Genomic DNA, 14,839 nt, shown 5'->3' on the forward strand with positions numbered 1-14,839 from the left:
GGTCGTTCAGCCGCGGCGCGCGAGCCGCAGCACGTTGCCGACGATGGCGTGCCCCGAGCGCCCGGCCGCGGTGAGGATCGACTCGGGGTGGAACTGCACCGCCCAGCGGCGCCGCGCCGGGTCCTCGACCGCCATGACGACCTCGCCGGTCAGCGCGGTCACCTCGAAGCCCTTCACCCGCTCGGGGGTGGCGTGCAGCGAGTGGTAGCGGGCCGCGGTGAACTCCCCGGGCAGCCCGGCGAACAGTTCGCCGCCGGTCACCCTCACCTGGCCGGGCTTGCCGTGCGCGGGCTCGGGCAGCAGCGCCAGCTCCCCGCCGGCGTGCTCGACCATCGCCTGCAGGCCGAGGCAGACGCCGAACGCCGGCAGGCCGCGCTCGTCCAGGGAGTCCAGCAGCGCGCCGGTGGCGAAGTCCTCGGGACGGCCCGGGCCGGGCGACAGCACCACCAGGTCGGGGTCGTGCTCGTCCAGCAGCCGGGCGGGGAACCCGTGCCGCAGCGTCACCACGTCCGCGCCGTGCTGGCGGAAGTAGTCGGCGAGGGTGTTGACGAAGGAGTCCTCGTGGTCGACCAGCAGCACCTTCACGCCCTCGCCCTCGCGGGCGGGCGCGGGTGCGGGCACCGTCGCGGCGACCCCCTCCTCGACGGCGGCGAGGGCGCCGAGCAGCGCGCTCGCCTTCAGGTGCGTCTCGCGCTCCTCCTCCTCGGGGTCGGAGTCGTACAGCAGCGTCGCGCCGGCCCGGACGGTGGCGACGCCGTCGCGGATCTGCGCGGTGCGCAGGGTGAGGCCGGTGTTCATCGAGCCGTCGAAGCCGACGCAGCCGACCGCGCCGCCGTACCAGCGGCGCGGCGCGTCCTCGTGGTCCTCGATGAACTGCATCGCCCACGTCTTCGGCGCGCCGGTGACGGTCACCGCCCACATGTGGGTGAGGAAGGCGTCCAGCGCGTCGAAGCCGGGCCGCAGCCGCCCCTCGATGTGGTCGACGGTGTGGATCAGCCGCGAGTACAGCTCGATCTGGCGGCGGCCGAGGACCTTGACGCTGCCGGGCACGCACACCCGCGATTTGTCGTTGCGGTCCACGTCGGTGCACATGGTGAGCTCGGACTCGTCCTTGGCCGAGGTCAGGATCGTGCGGATCTGCTCGGCGTCCTCCAGCGCGTCCCGGCCGCGCCGGATCGTGCCGGCGATCGGGCAGGTCTCCACCCGGTCGCCCGACACCCGCACGAACATCTCCGGCGACGCCCCGACCAGGTACTCGCCCTCGCCGAGGTTGAACATGAACTCGTAGGGGGCCGGGTTGGTCTCGCGCAGCCGCTCGAAGAACGCCGCCGGGTCGGTGCAGCGCCCGTACATGGCGTGGCCGGGCGTCACCTCGAACAGGTCGCCGCGGACGAACTTGTCCTTGGCCTCGCGCACCATCTGCGCGTACACGCCCGGCACCGGCTGCGGCGGCAGGTCGGCGACGGCCGCGACGGGCGTCGGCCCGGTGTCGCGGGAGAGTCCCTCGGTGCTCACCCCCGCCACCTCGAACTCGTAGGACATCCGGTGCGAGGTCTCGCGCTTGCGGTCGACCACGGTCATCTCGTCGGCCAGGTGCAGCACCAGGTCGCGCTGGTCGGCCGGGCGCTCCAGGCGGGTCCGCAGCGGCTCGAACTGCAGCGACAGGTCGTAGCCGAACGCGCCGTACAGGCCGAGGTGCTGGTCGTCGCAGCGGAACAGGTCGACGACCGCGCGCAGCGCGGTGAAGACCGTCGGCTGGCGGCTGCGCTCCTCCTCGGTGAAGAACTCCCCGGTCGGCGGCACGAGCACCCGCACGCTCACCGCGTCCTCGGCGACGACCTCCCCCGTCCCCTGGACCACCTCGGCGACGGCGGGCAGCAGCACCCCGCCGCGCGCGTTCAGCGCCCGCACGGTGAGCGTCCGGCCGCGCGCGACGATCTCCAGGCAGGGATCGACGTAGGCCATGTGCCACCGGCTGTAGCGGCCGGGATACTCCATGCCCGAGCTCAGCACGCCGCCGCGCCGCTCCCCCACCGCGGCGACGAGGGCGTTCAGCACGTCGGACTTGCGCTCGGAGTCGACCGGGGTGGCGGTACGGGTCACCCCTATCCCCCCGGCCGTGACGAACCGGCTGGTCAGTGGCTGTTGTGCAACGGTCTCCACCGTGGTGGCCCCTATGTGTTCGGGCCCCCACCCGGCCGGAAAGCAGAACGACCGCCCGGGTGGGAGCGGTCGCCTGGAAGTCGAACGTGCGAGAACCGGCGCCGCCTCAGCGGCGCCACCACCACTGGCGGGTCCCGGTTCGCATGAGGCGAGCGTACCCGGTCGGGGGCCGCACGGTCGACCTCATCGGCCGCGCCGCGCCGGGCCGGGGTTCTGCCCGGCGCGCGATGCTGTCAGGATGGGATGAAAGGGATCACTTACCCACCATGCGGGAGGACGGCCGTGGACCGCGTCAACACCGAGTTCGAGCTGCGCGGGGTCAACCACCTCGCCCTGGTCTGCCGGGACATGAAGACCACGGTGGACTTCTACCAGGGCGTGCTCGGCATGCCGCTGATCAAGACCATCGAGCTGCCCATGGGCTGGGGGCAGCACTTCTTCTTCGACTGCGGCGGCGGCAACGCCCTGGCGTTCTTCTGGTTCCCCGACGCGCCCGAGCCGGTGCCCGGCGTGTCGGCCCCGAAGAACCTGCCCGACCGGGGCGAGCTGCTCTCGGCGGTCGGGTCGATGAACCACGTCGCCTTCGACGTGCCGCCGGACAGGATCGAGGAGTACCGGGACCGGCTCATCGCCAAGGGCGTGGACGTCGGCGTCCTGCTCAACCACGACGACAGCGAGTTCGGCGTCGCCAAGGACGTGCACGACGGCGTCTTCGTCCGCTCCCTCTACTTCAAGGACCCCGACGGGATCCTGGTCGAGTTCGCCGCCTGGACGCGCGAGCTGGACCAGCCGTCGGACGTGCGGCACGAGCCGAAGACCGCCGCCGACCGCACCGTCTGACCACCCCCGCACCATGGCGGGGGCATCCGAGCAACCCCAGCACAGGGAGTGAAGACATGCCCAGACTTCGCCAGGTTTCCCGAGCCGAGGCCGCTGAGCGAGAGGACAAGCTCGTTCTCTTTTTCTACGACCGCCTGTTCGGCGAGGACCGGGACCCGGCGGCCGGACCCGGCACCGCCACGGGCTCGCCGGGGAACTGGTGGAGTGTCTTCGCCCTCGACCACGCTGTCTTCAAGCACTGCGTTCAGGGGTTCAACGTCTACCGCAACGTCACCCTCGACCCCGTGCTGCGCGAGCTCGGCCAGATCCGGGCCGGGTGGGCGCGCGGCAGCCAGTTCGTGTACTCCCAGCACTGCAAGCAGATCCGGGCGCTCGGCGTGCCGGAGGAGAAGATCCAGGCGGTCGCCTCCTGGGAGGTGTCGCAGCTGTTCGATCCGCTGGAGCGGGCGGTGCTGGCCTACACCGACGCGCTGGTGCTGAACGGCGGCCGGGTCCACGACGGGGTGTTCGCCGCGCTGAAGGAGCACCTGGCGGACGAGCAGATCCTGGAGCTCACCTACGTGGTGTGCCTGTACGAGATGCACGCGACGATGGCGCGGGCGCTCCGGCTGGAGTTCGACGACCGCGACGACCCGATCGTGGAGGTGCCGGCGCCCGAGGGCTACGGGGCCCGCGACATCGCCGACGAGATCACCGGCGGCTGAAAGCCGCGCTGACCTGCGGTTCCCCTGGCGGAACGGTCGGCCGATCGTGCCGCGTCCGAGACAGGCCCGTGATCAGGCCGGGGTTAGGCTCGCGCCACCCGACCCTGGACGCGGGCCGTTCCCCTTCCCTGGCGGCCCGCGCCGGCCCGACGAGGAGGGACCATGGCCCCGCAAGACCCGCAGCAGGCGGAGTCCCGGCGCACCGACCGCAGCCCCTGGAACTGGCTGCTGGTCGTGCCGGTGATCGTGCCGCTGCTGACCTTCCTGTTCAACGACGACGCCCCCCGGCTGGGGGGCTTCCCCGCCTTCTACTGGATCCAGCTCGCCTTCATCCCGTTCGGGGTGGCCTGCACGGTCGTGGTGTACCTGGCGACCCGGAAGAAGGGCTGAGCCGTGAGCGGAGACCACCTCACCGAGATCGTCATCTTCGGCGCGCTGTTCGCGCTGGTCAGCGGGATGGGCTTCGTCGCCGCGCGGTGGCGCCGGCCCGCCACCATGGACTCGCTGGACGAGTGGGGCCTCGGCGGCCGCAGCTTCGGCAGCTGGATCACCTGGTTCCTGATCGGCGGCGACCTGTACACCGCCTACACCTTCGTCGCGGTCCCGGCGCTGGTGTTCGGCGCGGGCGCGGCCGGCTTCTACGCCGTGCCGTACACGATCGTGGTGTACCCGCTGGTGTTCCTGGTGCTGATCCGCCTCTGGTCGGTGTCGCACGTGCACGGCTTCGTCACCCCGGCCGACTTCGTGCGGGCCCGGTTCGGCTCGTCCACGCTGGCGCTCGCCGTCGCGGTCACCGGCATCGTCGCCACGATGCCCTACATCGCGCTGCAGCTGGTCGGCATCGAGGCGGTGCTGAAGACGATGGGCGTCACCGGGCACTGGCCGATCGTCATCGCGTTCGCGATCCTGGCGGCCTACACCTACCAGTCGGGGCTGCGCGCGCCGGCGCTGATCGCGTTCGTCAAGGACGCGCTGATCTACGTGGTGATCATCGCGGCGGTGCTGTACATCCCCGGCAAGCTCGGCGGGTGGGGGCACGTGTTCGACGCGGCGCAGGCCAAGTTCGACAAGTCCAAGCCGCCCACCGACGGCATCCTGCTGAACGGCACCAACCAGCTGAACTACGCGATGCTGGCGCTCGGGTCGGCGCTGGCGCTGTTCCTGTACCCGCACAGCGTCACCGGCGTGCTGGCCAGCAAGAACCGCAACGTCATCAAGCGCAACATGGCGGCGCTGCCGGCCTACAGCCTGGTGCTCGGCCTGATCGCGCTGCTCGGCTTCATGGCGATCGCGGCGAGCGTCGTGCCGCTCGGCCCGGCGGGCAAGCCGGACAACAACACGGTGGTGCCGCTGCTGTTCGACCACATGTTCCCGAGCTGGTTCGCGGGCGTCGCCTACGCCGCGATCGGCATCGGCGCGCTGGTGCCCGCGGCGATCATGTCGATCGCCGCGGCGAACCTGTTCACCCGCAACATCTACAAGGAGTACCTGCGCAAGGACGCCACCGAGAAGCAGGAGGCGACCGTCAGCAAGCTGGTCTCGCTGCTGGTCAAGGTCGGCGCGGTGGCCTGCATCCTGCTGCTGGACCCGGAGTTCTCCATCGACCTGCAGCTGATCGGCGGGGTGATCATCCTGCAGACGCTGCCGGCGGTCGGGCTCGGCCTGATGACCCGCTGGTTCCACCGCTGGGCCCTCGTGGCGGGCTGGGCGGCCGGGCTCATCGCCGGCCTGGTGATGCTGTACCAGACCCCGAACCCGAACCCGGCCAAGCACAAGGAGCACTTCGGCAGCTCGGCCTACAACCTGAGCGACCTCGGGCTGGACACCAAGATGACGGTGTACGTCGGCATGCTGGCGCTCGCCGTCAACCTGGTCGTGGTGGTCGCGGGCACCCTGGTCTGCCGGGCGGCCGGGCTGGCCGACGGGGCGGACGCCACCAAGGAGGCCGACTACCTGGCCGACGAGGGCGACCCGCGGGTCAAGGACCTGGACCTGGCGAGCAGCACCTGATCCCTGCCCGTCTCTGCCGGTGAGCGTGGCCGTCCGCCGTGGCGCGGGCGGCCACGCCCATGCGTAGCGGGGCCCGGCGGCCGGGCGGTGTGACCTACGTCATACAACCGGACGGCGGCCCGGCGCGGTCCCCGGTACGTGCACCCCTCACCGGTCGAACTCAGCATCGTCATCCCCGCCTACAACGAACGCGACCGCCTGCCGGGCACCCTGGCGGCGCTGCGGGCCTGGCTGGCCGGGGAACCGGACCGCTGGGAGCTGATCGTGGTGGACGACGGGTCCACCGACGGCACCGCCGCGCTCGCGCGGGCGGCGGCGGGCGGCGACCCGCGCATCCAGGTCCTGCGCTCCCCCGTCAACCGCGGCAAGGGCCACGCGGTGCGGCGCGGGGTGCTGGCCTCGCGAGGCCGGCAGGTGCTGTTCAGCGACGCCGACCTCGCCACGCCCGCCGCCGAGCTGACCCGGCTGCGCGCCGGGCTGGCGGGCGGGCACGCCGCGGCGATCGGCACCCGCCGGGCCGGGCAGCGCGCGCTCGCGCGCCGCCCCGCCGCGCTGCTCGGCGGCCTGCTGATCCGGGCGCTGGCGGTGCGCGGATTCGGCGACACCCAGTGCGGCTTCAAGCTCTTCGACGGCGACAAGGCGCGCACGGCCTTCGGCGAGGCCCGGGTGGACGGCTGGGGGTTCGACGCGGAGATCCTGCGGCTGTTCACCGACCGGGGCTGGCCGGTGGCGCAGGTCCCGGTGCGCTGGACGCACCGGCCGGGGACGCGGCTGCGCCCGCGCGACCATCTGCGCACGCTCGCCGAGATCGCCGCGATCGGGCTGCGGCACGGCCCGCCCCGCCGGTACCGGGCGGGCCTGGCGATCGCCGCCGGGTACCTGCTGGCGGCGGTCGCCGTGCTGGCGCACCTGTGGGCCGCGCCCGGCCGCCGCTACCTGGTGGACGGCGGCCAGGACCAGGACCAGTGGGAGTGGTTCTTCGCGGTGACCGCCCGCGCGGTCGCGCACCTGGACGATCCGCTGTTCAACACGCTGCAGAACCACCCGGACGGTGTGAACCTGATGGCCAACACCGTCATGCTCGGGGTGGCCGTGCCGCTCGCCCCGGTCACCTGGGCGTTCGGCCCGGGGATCACCTGGGCGCTGGTGCTGACGCTCGGGCTGGCCGGCACCGCGGCGGCCTGGTACCGGCTGATGCGCCGCCACCTGGGGCGGTCGCGGACGGCGGCTGCGGTCGGCGGCGCGTTCTGCGGCTTCGCGCCGCCGATGATCTCGCATGCCAACGCCCACCCCAACTTCGTGGTGCTGCTGGTGATCCCGTTCATCATCGGGCGGCTGGTCATGCTCGCCCGGAACGGGCGGGTGCTGCGCGACGGCGCCGTCCTCGGCCTGCTCACCGCCTACCAGATCTATCTCGGCGAGGAGGCGCTGCTGCTGACCGCGCTCGGCCTGGCGGTGTTCGCGGCGGCCTGGCGCCCGCCGCGGGCCGTCCTCGCCGGGCTCGCGATCGGCGCCGCGGTGGCGCTGCCGCTCACCGCCTACGCCCTGTACTGGCAGTTCTGCGGCCCGCAGAGCTACGACGGGCTGCTGCACGGCCCGGCGGGCAACGATCTGGTGGCGCTCCCGGCGTTCGCCCGCCAGTCGCTCGGCGGCCACGCCGCCGCGCCCGGGCCGCTGGACGCGGGCACCACCGAGCAGAACGCGTTCTTCGGCTGGCCGCTGGCGGTCCTGGTGGCGGCGCTGCTGGTCCGGCTGCGCCGCGACCGGCTCGCCCGCGCGCTCGGCCTGGTGGGCGCGGCCGCGCTGGCCCTGTCGCTCGGCCCCGAGATCATCGTGGCCGGGCGGCCGTCGGGGGTGCCGGGGCCGTGGGCGGCGGCGGCGCGGCTGCCGCTGCTGGAGTCGGTCCTGGAGTCGCGGCTCGGGCTGGTCGCGGTGCCCGCGATCGGGCTGCTGCTCGCGCTCGGCGTCGACCGCGGCCTGCACCCCCGGCGGGCGCTGTGCTGCCTGGTGCTCGTGCAGGCGCTGCTGCCGATCGCGCCGAAACCGCTTCCGGCCGTCGACCGGCCGCCGGTCCCGGCGTTCTTCACCGGCGGCGCCTGGCGCCGGTACGCGGCGCCGGGCCGCACCGTGGTGCCGGTGCCGCCGCCGGGGCCCGCCGACGCGGGCGCACTGCACTGGCAGACCGCCGCCGGGCTCGGCTTCGCGCTGCCCGAGGGCTATTTCGTCGGTCCCTGGGGGCCGGACCGGACCGGCGTCTACGGGACCGCCCGCCGCCCCACCTCCGAGCTGCTGCACCAGGTCGCCCGCACCGGCGCGGTCCCGCCCGTCGGCGTCCGCGAACGCGCGCAGGCGGCCGCCGACCTGGTGTATTGGCGCGCCGACGCCGTCGTGCTCGCGCCGCGCCGCCGGGACCGCGAGCTGCGCGCGGCGGTCGAGGCGCTGCTCGGCCCCGGCCGCGCCGACGGCGGCGTCCTGGTGTGGGACGTGCGCGCGCTCACCCGGGGGCGGTGACCGGTCGTGGCCATGGACCCGGCGGTCACGGCGGCGGCGCGCGTCCCATGGCGGGACGGGAAGGAGGCGGCGGTGCGGGCCGGCGACGAACGCGATTACGTGGAGTACGTGACCGGCGCGCTGCCGGCGCTGCGCCGCACCGCGCACCTGCTGTGCCGCGACCCGCACCGCGCCGACGACATCGTCCAGGCCGCGCTGACCCGGCTGTACGTGCACTGGCGGCGCGCCCGCGCCGCCGGCGACCTGGACCGCTACGCCCGCGCGGTGCTGGTCCGGGCGTTCCTGAACGAGCAGCGGCTGCGCTGGGCCAAGGTGCGGCTCACCGCCGCGCCCGCCGAGACGCCCGCCCCGCCGGGCCCCGACGTCGAGACCCAGGTCGTGCTGCGCGCCGCGCTGGCGCGCCTGCCGCCGCGGCAGCGGGCCGTCGTCGTGCTGCGGTTCCTGTGCGACCTGCCGGTCGCCGAGGTCGCCGCGGCGCTCGGCTGCTCGGAGGGGACCGTCAAGAGCCAGACCGCGCACGGCCTCGCCCGGCTGCGTACGCTGCTGGGCGGCCGGGACGCGAGCCCGCTGGGAAGGGAGTAGCCCGCCATGGGCGAGCCGAGGGACGAGCAGGAACGGGAGGGCGCCCGGCTGCTCGGCGCGCTGCGCGGCTTCGAGCCGCCCGCCGGGCGGGCGGCGCTGCCCGGGCTCGCGGTCCGGGCCGGCCGGCGGCGGGTGCGGGCGCGGCGGGCCGCCGGGGCCGCGGCGGCCGCCGCCGCGGTGCTGGCGGCGGTCGTGCCCGTCCGGCTGCTCGGCGGGCCCGCGGATCCCGGCCCGGCCGCCGGGGCGTTCCCGCCGGGGCGGCCCGCGTTCCGCGTCGGGTCGGCCGGCGGCTTCACCCTGGACTCCTACGAGACCGGGCCGGTGCAGGTCATCAGGCTGCGGCCGGAGCGGCCCGGCGGGCCGCCGCGCGCCGACGGGCTCGTCGAGATGTACCCCCGGGGGGTGCTGCCGCGCGGGCAGGAGCCCGCCGGGCCGGCCGCACCCGCCGTGCACGACCGCCCGGCGCGCTGGCTCACCGTGCCCCTGCTGCGGCCGGGCGCGGTGGAGCTGGCGTGGGAGTGGCGGCCCGGCGCCTGGGGCGTGGTGTCCCTCCAGGGCCCGGACGCCGACCGGCGCCGGGCGCACCTGGTCGCGCTCAGCGTGGTGCCGTGGGACATGCCCGGCATGCCGGGCACCGCTCCGCCGGGCACCGCCCCGCCGGCCGGGGCCCCGTCCGCCGCCCCGTCCGGCGCGACGGCCCCGGCTACCGGCCCGGCCACCGGCCGGGCCACGGGTCAGGCCCGGCCGTAGGAGTCCTCCAGGCGCTCGATGTCGTCCTCGTCGAAGTCGCCGAACGCGATCTCCATCACCCGCACCGCCGGGCCCGCCGAGCCGAGCCGGTGGGTGTCGCCGGCCCGGATGAACACCCGCTCGCCCACCTCGGGCAGGATGCGCCGGCCCGCGACCTCGAACACCGCGCCCGGGTCGAGCGCGACCCACAGCTCGTCGCGGTCGCGGTGGCGCTGCAGGCTGAGCCGCTGGCCCGCGTCCACATGGATCACCTTGACCGTGGAGGGCTCGTTGAGCGTGAAGCGCTCGAAGGCCCCCCAGGGCCGCCGCTCGGTCTCGACGGCGGGTTCGGGACGCTGGTCGGTCCGCAGGTCGGTCTGCACGGTCACCTCGGGATCGTCTATTCGTGGAACAGTTCGGGAACACGGTCGGAGTAGCCGGCGGCCGCGGGCAGGCCGCCGAGGATGAGGTCGGCCAGGCCGTCGACCACCGTCTCGCGCGGCACCTCGCCCGCGTGGTCCAGCCACCAGTCGCCGGCGTTCTGGACCATGCCGACGACCGCGTGCCCCCACACGTAGGCGCGGGCGCGGCCGCCGGGATCGGCCAGCCGCCCCTCGGCGATCATCACCTCGGCCAGCGCCAGGCTGACCTCGCGGATCATCGTGCTCATCGCGCTGTGCGTGGCCGCGTCCTCGGCGCTCGCCCGGTGCATCAGGAACCGGTAGAGGTTCAGGTTCGCCGAGATCGAGGCCAGGTAGGTGTCGATCGTCGAGCGGGTGCGCTCGCGGATCGGGTCGCCGCCGGAGAACTCGGTCCGGATGCCCTCCAGCAGCTTGCGCGTGTGCCGCTCGGCGAGCGCCTGGTAGAGGCCGCTCTTGTCGCCGAAGTGACGGTACAGGATCGGCTTGCTGATCCCCGCCTCGGCCGCGATGGCCGCCATCGACGCGCCCGGCCCCTCGCGCTGGATGACCCGGTCGGCCGCCTCCAGCAGGGCCCGGCGGCGGCCGGGATCGCGCCGCGCCCCCGTCACCGCCCTGCCCGCCCCTGTCATGGTCCGATCACCGTACGCCGCGCGCGGGCGTGCGGGGACGGCGGGGCGTCCGGGCCGGGACGGTGCTGGCGGGGCGACGGGGCATACCCGAACGCTATCGGGGGTGTTACCCGGTGACAACACCCGTGGCCTGCGGCTTGAGCCCGCGGCCATCCGGCGCGCTCTTTTTTGGCAACACACAGTGATCGATTACTTGCTCTCCGTAATCAAGGCGGGCACACTCGAAGTGATCACCATCGTCCCCGGCCCCACCCGAGGTGAGCCCATGTCCCCGGAACCCGCCAGCGTCCGCGTCCTGCAGCGGATCGAGCTCTGCGACACCGACGTCACCGGTCACTACCACCATTCCACGGTGATCCGCTGGGTGGAGTCGGCCGAGCAGACGCTCCTGCACCGCATCGGCCTGGACCACCTGCCGGTGATGCCCAGGGTGAACTACACCGCCGGCTACCGCCGCCGCCTGTGGCGGCACGAGATCGTCCAGACCCGCCTGCGGGTGGAGGCCGTCGGCCGGACCTCGCTGCGCTACCTGTTCGACGTCACGACCGGCGGCGACCCGTCGGTGGAAGGAGAGCTCACCGTGGTCAAGGTCGACACCGAGACCGGGGCGACCCGCCCCTTCGACGAGCAGGAGCGCAAGCTGCTGCTCGAGTCGGGCGAGCAGGAGGGCGACTTCCTCGGGCGCGGCCCGGCCGGCCCGGCGGGGCGCGACCCGAACACCACCCCGCTGGCCCGCCCGTCCGGCGACCACTGGGGCATCGGCTACGGCTGAGCCGCGCCGAGGCGGACGCGCAGCAGGGCGTGGTCGGACGCCGGCGCGTCCCGCCGCGCCGCCGGGTCGTCGGTGACGCTCGGCAGCCCGTCCCGGCCCGCGCGCAGCGTGCCGACGTCGCCGGCCCGGCCGAGCAGCGCGTGCGAGACCAGGATGTGGTCGATCAGCTCGCGGCGGCCGCGGTAGATCCGCGAGTACCGCTCGCCTTCGGGGATGCGGGGCGCCAGGTTCCACAGCCGCGCCCCGTCGCCGTGGTCGGGCCGATCGGCGCCGGGGGTGCCGAGCTCGGACCCGGGCGGGCCGAGCAGGATCTGCGTGGTCGCGGCCTCGGGCCCGTCGTTCATGTCGCCCATCACCATGACCCGCCGCTCGCGCCCCTGCCCCGCCAGGAAGCGGTCGGCGAGCGCGCGGACGGTGACGGCCTCGGCGGTGCGCCGGTAGAGGGCGTAGGCCGCCACCCGGGCGCGCTCGCCCTCGTCGCGGGGCTGGAAGCGGGGCCGGCCGCCCGGCCCCGGCGGGTAGGACAGCAGCTTGCTCTTCAGGTGCGCGGCGGCCAGCAGCAGGTCGCGGCCGTCGTCCTCGGTCACCCGGACGGCGAGGACGCCGCGCCCCATCCGGGAGATCGGCGCGCCCTCGTCGGCGCGCTGCACCGGGGCGAGCGCCCCGGGGAACGCCGCGGTGTCGGCGACGACCTCGAACGGCAGCCGGGACAGGAACCCGACCCGGATCGGGTGGCCGTCCTCGAAGCAGCCCGAGGTGGCCTGCCGCCACGGCCCGCCCTCCAGCCGCCCGGCCAGCTCGGCGAGCGCGGCGGGCTCGCCGACCTCCTGGACGGCCAGCACGTCGGCGCCCGACGCCGTGATCACCTCCGCGAGCCCGGCCAGCTTGGCCTCGTAGGCGTCCGGCGTCGTGGGCCCGAAGGGGCCGCCGGGCGTGAAGAGGTTCTCCAGGTTCCAGGTGCCGACCGTCGTCATCGCCGCTCACGATCCCCTCAGATCCGGCGCATCCCTACCTACCAGTGAAAAACGCCGGAAAGGCGATGTCCATGGCAGCCGGCGCGAGATGCGCGAACAGCGCGATATCGGCGGCATCCGGATGACAACCGCCCGGCCGGGCTGCGAGGATTTCGCCGCACACCCCCGGCCGCCCTCGCCTGGCCGCCGGGCCGCGGCCGGCGCGCTCGCAGGGGCGCGGCGCACAAGGACACGAGGGGGCGACGGCTGTGACCGTCTCGATGACGAAGGGCCAGCGGATCTCGCTGGAGAAGCCGGGCGGAGAACTGCGCATGGTCCGGATGGGCCTCGGCTGGGACGCGGTCCGCAAGAAGGGCTTCTTCGGCTCCCGGGCGCAGGAGATCGACCTGGACGCCTCCTGCGTGCTCTTCGCCGACGGCCGCATCGCCGACGTCGTCTACTTCGGCAAGCTGGTCAGCGACGACGGCTCGGTCCGGCACACCGGGGACAACCTGACCGGCGACGGCGACGGCGACGACGAGTCGGTGATCGTCGACCTGGCGCGGCTGCCGGTGCACGTCACCTCGCTGGTGTTCACCGTCAGCTCGTTCAACGGGCAGACCTTCAACGAGGTGGAGAACGCGTTCTGCCGCCTGGTCAACGAGGACGACGGGTCCGAGCTGGCCCGGTACCAGCTGACCGGCGGCGGCGCCCACACCGCGATGGTGATGGCCCGGCTCTACCGGCACGGCCAGGCCTGGAAGATGAACGCCATCGGCGAGCCGTGCCACGGCCGCACGTTCCAGGACATGCTGCCGACGATCGCCGGCCTGGCCTGACCGGCGATGCCCGAGCTCTCGCCCGGCGCCAACGCGCCGCTGCCCGCCCGGCGGGTGGCCGCGGCCGTCTCCTGCGCCGCCCCCGTGGACCTCAGCGCCCTGCTGGTGGACCAGGGCATGCGCGTGCGCTCCGACGCCGACCTGGTGTTCTTCAACGCCCCCGAGGCGCCCGGTGTCCGCTGGCGGGACGGCGGCGGGCGCCAGCACCTGGACATCGACCTGGACGCCGTCCCGGCGGACGTCCACGCGGTGCTCGTCGCGGTCAGCCTGGCCGATGACGGTGGCTCGTTCGGCGCGGTGCCGGCGCCCCGGGTCCGGCTCACCGCGGCGGACGGGACGGCGCCGGCGCTGTTCACCGTGCCGGGCCTCGGCCCGGAGCGGGCGATCATCGCGCTCGAGCTGTACCGCCGCGCCGGGCAGTGGAAGGTCCGCGCCGTGGGCCAGGGCTACCCGGGCGGGCTGGCCGAGCTGGTCCAGGCCCACGGCGTCGAGGTGGACGACCCGGGCCCGGCGCCCGCCGCCCCGGCGCCGCCGCAACGGCCCGCTCCCCCGCCCCCGCCTCCCGCGGCGCAGGCCCCAGTGGTGCGGGCTCCCGGGCCGCAGCCTCCCCCCGCCGGGGAGGTCGGCTACCTGGAGCGGTGCTGGCTGGTCTGGGAGGACGCGAGCCGCTCGGTGGCCGCGTTCCGCGCGTCCACCATGCACGCCCTCGACATCCGCAACGACGAGGTCACCGGCCGGGCGCCGCGCGGCCGCTACGACGAGCTCATGGCGGCGGCCGACCGGCGGCTGCGCGACGACGCGGCGCAGCTGCGCGGCGAGCTGGCCCGGGTGGAGCCGCACGTCACCGCCGAGGCGGCGCCGTTCGACGCGCCCTCCTGGCTGACCTGGCGGCCCCGCGCCGACCTGGCCGAGGGCGTGCTGCTGGGGCGGCTGTCGGCGCAGGAGATGCCGGAGCTGCGGGTCCCGCTCGTCCTGCGCGTGCCCTGGCGGCGCGGCATCTGGATCTCGCGGGGCGCGCTGCCCGGCGACTCGGCGGCCTTCGCCTGGTCGCTGGTCACCCGCTTCCTGGCCGCCGTCCCGCCCGGCCTGGTGGGGCTGGACGTGATCGACGGGGTGGGCCTGTCGGGCGCGGGATGGCTGAACGCCCTCGGCCCGGCGGACGGCGCCGGGCTGCTGGGCGGCGGCGTGGCCACCGGCCCGGCCGCGGCCGAACGGATCCGGCGGCTCCTGGACCTGGTGGACCTGCGCCGGATCGGCGGCGACGACGAGCGTCCCGGCGGACCGCCGGTGCGGCTGGCGGTGGTCATGGACGCCGGGGCGGCCCTGGCCGGGGAGCAGTCGCACGAGCTGCTGCGCCTGGTGGAGGACGGCCCGCCCGCCGGCGTCCCGGTGCTGCTGGTGGAGACCGACACCCCGGCCGCCGAATCGGTGCGCGCCATCCGGGTCAGGCAGTCCTGCAACACCGTCCCGTCCGCGCCGGACACGATCCCCGACTCGTGGGTGGGGGTGGACTGGACGCTCACCCCCGAGGTGCTCCCGGACGGCGGCGACGGCACCCGCCTCCCGGCGCTGCTCGCCCACATGCTGCGGACCCACGCCCGCACGGTCGCCTCCTGAGGGCGGGGCCTCGGCCGTGAAACGCCCGGTGCCGGGGACCTGAGCGATCCTCAGGTCCCCGGCACCGG

14 protein-coding genes are annotated in these 14,839 nt (G+C 74.8%); 10 read left to right on the forward strand and 4 right to left on the reverse strand.

The genetic code is table 11. The annotated features are described in order from the left end of the window. Positions 1 to 6: 6 nt before the first annotated feature. A complete protein-coding gene (locus tag ACRB68_RS36050) occupies positions 7 to 2,163 on the reverse strand; it encodes an anthranilate synthase component I (protein ID WP_328595215.1) in 2,157 nt (718 codons plus the stop codon). A gap of 282 nt (positions 2,164 to 2,445) precedes the next feature. Between ACRB68_RS36050 and ACRB68_RS36055 the strand changes: the two genes are divergently transcribed. The 7 genes from ACRB68_RS36055 (at position 2,446) to ACRB68_RS36085 (ending at position 9,560) form a co-directional block, all read left to right on the forward strand. Continuing rightward, positions 2,446 to 3,003, forward strand: a complete 558-nt coding sequence (locus ACRB68_RS36055; protein WP_328595216.1) for a VOC family protein — start codon at positions 2,446 to 2,448, stop codon at positions 3,001 to 3,003. 56 nt (positions 3,004 to 3,059) lie between these two features. Beyond that, entirely contained in the window at positions 3,060 to 3,707 is a 648-nt protein-coding gene (locus ACRB68_RS36060) for a carboxymuconolactone decarboxylase family protein (RefSeq protein ID WP_153540534.1), read from the forward strand. A 162-nt stretch (positions 3,708 to 3,869) separates the two neighbouring features. Further along, positions 3,870 to 4,097 carry a DUF3311 domain-containing protein gene (locus ACRB68_RS36065; RefSeq protein WP_153540536.1) on the forward strand — a complete coding sequence of 76 codons (228 nt, stop codon included), beginning with the start codon at positions 3,870 to 3,872 and terminating at the stop codon, positions 4,095 to 4,097. Between the two features lie 3 nt (positions 4,098 to 4,100). Further along, on the forward strand, positions 4,101 to 5,717 hold the full coding sequence (gene mctP, locus ACRB68_RS36070; protein WP_328595217.1) for a monocarboxylate uptake permease MctP: 1,617 nt from the start codon (positions 4,101 to 4,103) through the stop codon (positions 5,715 to 5,717). A gap of 138 nt (positions 5,718 to 5,855) precedes the next feature. Beyond that, on the forward strand, positions 5,856 to 8,228 hold the full coding sequence (locus tag ACRB68_RS36075) for a glycosyltransferase (RefSeq protein WP_207709942.1): 2,373 nt from the start codon (positions 5,856 to 5,858) through the stop codon (positions 8,226 to 8,228). 12 nt (positions 8,229 to 8,240) lie between these two features. Continuing rightward, positions 8,241 to 8,810: a SigE family RNA polymerase sigma factor gene (locus tag ACRB68_RS36080; protein WP_153540939.1), complete on the forward strand. Its 570-nt coding sequence runs from the start codon at positions 8,241 to 8,243 to the stop codon at positions 8,808 to 8,810. Between the two features lie 6 nt (positions 8,811 to 8,816). Beyond that, entirely contained in the window at positions 8,817 to 9,560 is a 744-nt protein-coding gene (locus ACRB68_RS36085; protein ID WP_153540538.1) for a hypothetical protein, read from the forward strand. Here the strand turns inward: ACRB68_RS36085 and ACRB68_RS36090 are convergent. Further along, positions 9,545 to 9,928 (reverse strand): phosphomannose isomerase type II C-terminal cupin domain, encoded by a 384-nt coding sequence (locus ACRB68_RS36090; protein WP_328595218.1) that lies wholly within the window; start codon positions 9,926 to 9,928, stop codon positions 9,545 to 9,547. The two genes, ACRB68_RS36085 and ACRB68_RS36090, sit on opposite strands and share 16 nt — an antisense overlap. Before the next feature lie 11 nt (positions 9,929 to 9,939). Next, positions 9,940 to 10,590, reverse strand: coding sequence for a TetR family transcriptional regulator (locus ACRB68_RS36095; RefSeq protein ID WP_153540540.1), 651 nt, complete (start codon positions 10,588 to 10,590; stop codon positions 9,940 to 9,942). Between the two features lie 265 nt (positions 10,591 to 10,855). Between ACRB68_RS36095 and ACRB68_RS36100 the strand changes: the two genes are divergently transcribed. Then, positions 10,856 to 11,362 carry an acyl-CoA thioesterase gene (locus tag ACRB68_RS36100; RefSeq protein ID WP_153540542.1) on the forward strand — a complete coding sequence of 169 codons (507 nt, stop codon included), beginning with the start codon at positions 10,856 to 10,858 and terminating at the stop codon, positions 11,360 to 11,362. On the opposite strand, the gene ACRB68_RS36105 is transcribed toward ACRB68_RS36100, so the two are convergent. Next, complete coding sequence (locus tag ACRB68_RS36105) at positions 11,353 to 12,336, reverse strand: endonuclease/exonuclease/phosphatase family protein (RefSeq protein ID WP_153540544.1); 984 nt, start codon at positions 12,334 to 12,336, stop codon at positions 11,353 to 11,355. The two genes, ACRB68_RS36100 and ACRB68_RS36105, sit on opposite strands and share 10 nt — an antisense overlap. 248 nt (positions 12,337 to 12,584) lie before the next feature. On the opposite strand from ACRB68_RS36105, the gene ACRB68_RS36110 reads away from it, so the two are divergent. Next, complete coding sequence (locus ACRB68_RS36110; RefSeq protein ID WP_328595219.1) at positions 12,585 to 13,154, forward strand: TerD family protein; 570 nt, start codon at positions 12,585 to 12,587, stop codon at positions 13,152 to 13,154. Between the two features lie 6 nt (positions 13,155 to 13,160). Further along, a complete protein-coding gene (locus ACRB68_RS36115; protein WP_153540546.1) occupies positions 13,161 to 14,771 on the forward strand; it encodes a TerD family protein in 1,611 nt (536 codons plus the stop codon). Positions 14,772 to 14,839 lie beyond the last annotated feature (68 nt).

This window comes from Actinomadura macrotermitis (genome assembly GCF_009604375.1).
Classification (GTDB): Bacteria; Actinomycetota; Actinomycetes; order Streptosporangiales; family Streptosporangiaceae; genus Spirillospora; species Spirillospora macrotermitis.

What these genes read in the sequence shown, in the direction of transcription:
- ACRB68_RS36080 (WP_153540939.1), top strand. Translation starts at nt 8,241, where the DNA reads ATGGACCCGGCGGTCACGGCGGCGGCGCGCGTCCCATGGCGGGACGGG.
- ACRB68_RS36100 (WP_153540542.1), top strand. Translation starts at nt 10,856, where the DNA reads ATGTCCCCGGAACCCGCCAGCGTCCGCGTCCTGCAGCGGATCGAGCTC.
- ACRB68_RS36115 (WP_153540546.1), top strand. Translation starts at nt 13,161, where the DNA reads ATGCCCGAGCTCTCGCCCGGCGCCAACGCGCCGCTGCCCGCCCGGCGG.
- ACRB68_RS36095 (WP_153540540.1), bottom strand. Translation starts at nt 10,590, where the DNA reads ATGACAGGGGCGGGCAGGGCGGTGACGGGGGCGCGGCGCGATCCCGGC.
- ACRB68_RS36105 (WP_153540544.1), bottom strand. Translation starts at nt 12,336, where the DNA reads ATGACGACGGTCGGCACCTGGAACCTGGAGAACCTCTTCACGCCCGGC.
- ACRB68_RS36065 (WP_153540536.1), top strand. Translation starts at nt 3,870, where the DNA reads ATGGCCCCGCAAGACCCGCAGCAGGCGGAGTCCCGGCGCACCGACCGC.
- ACRB68_RS36060 (WP_153540534.1), top strand. Translation starts at nt 3,060, where the DNA reads ATGCCCAGACTTCGCCAGGTTTCCCGAGCCGAGGCCGCTGAGCGAGAG.
- ACRB68_RS36085 (WP_153540538.1), top strand. Translation starts at nt 8,817, where the DNA reads ATGGGCGAGCCGAGGGACGAGCAGGAACGGGAGGGCGCCCGGCTGCTC.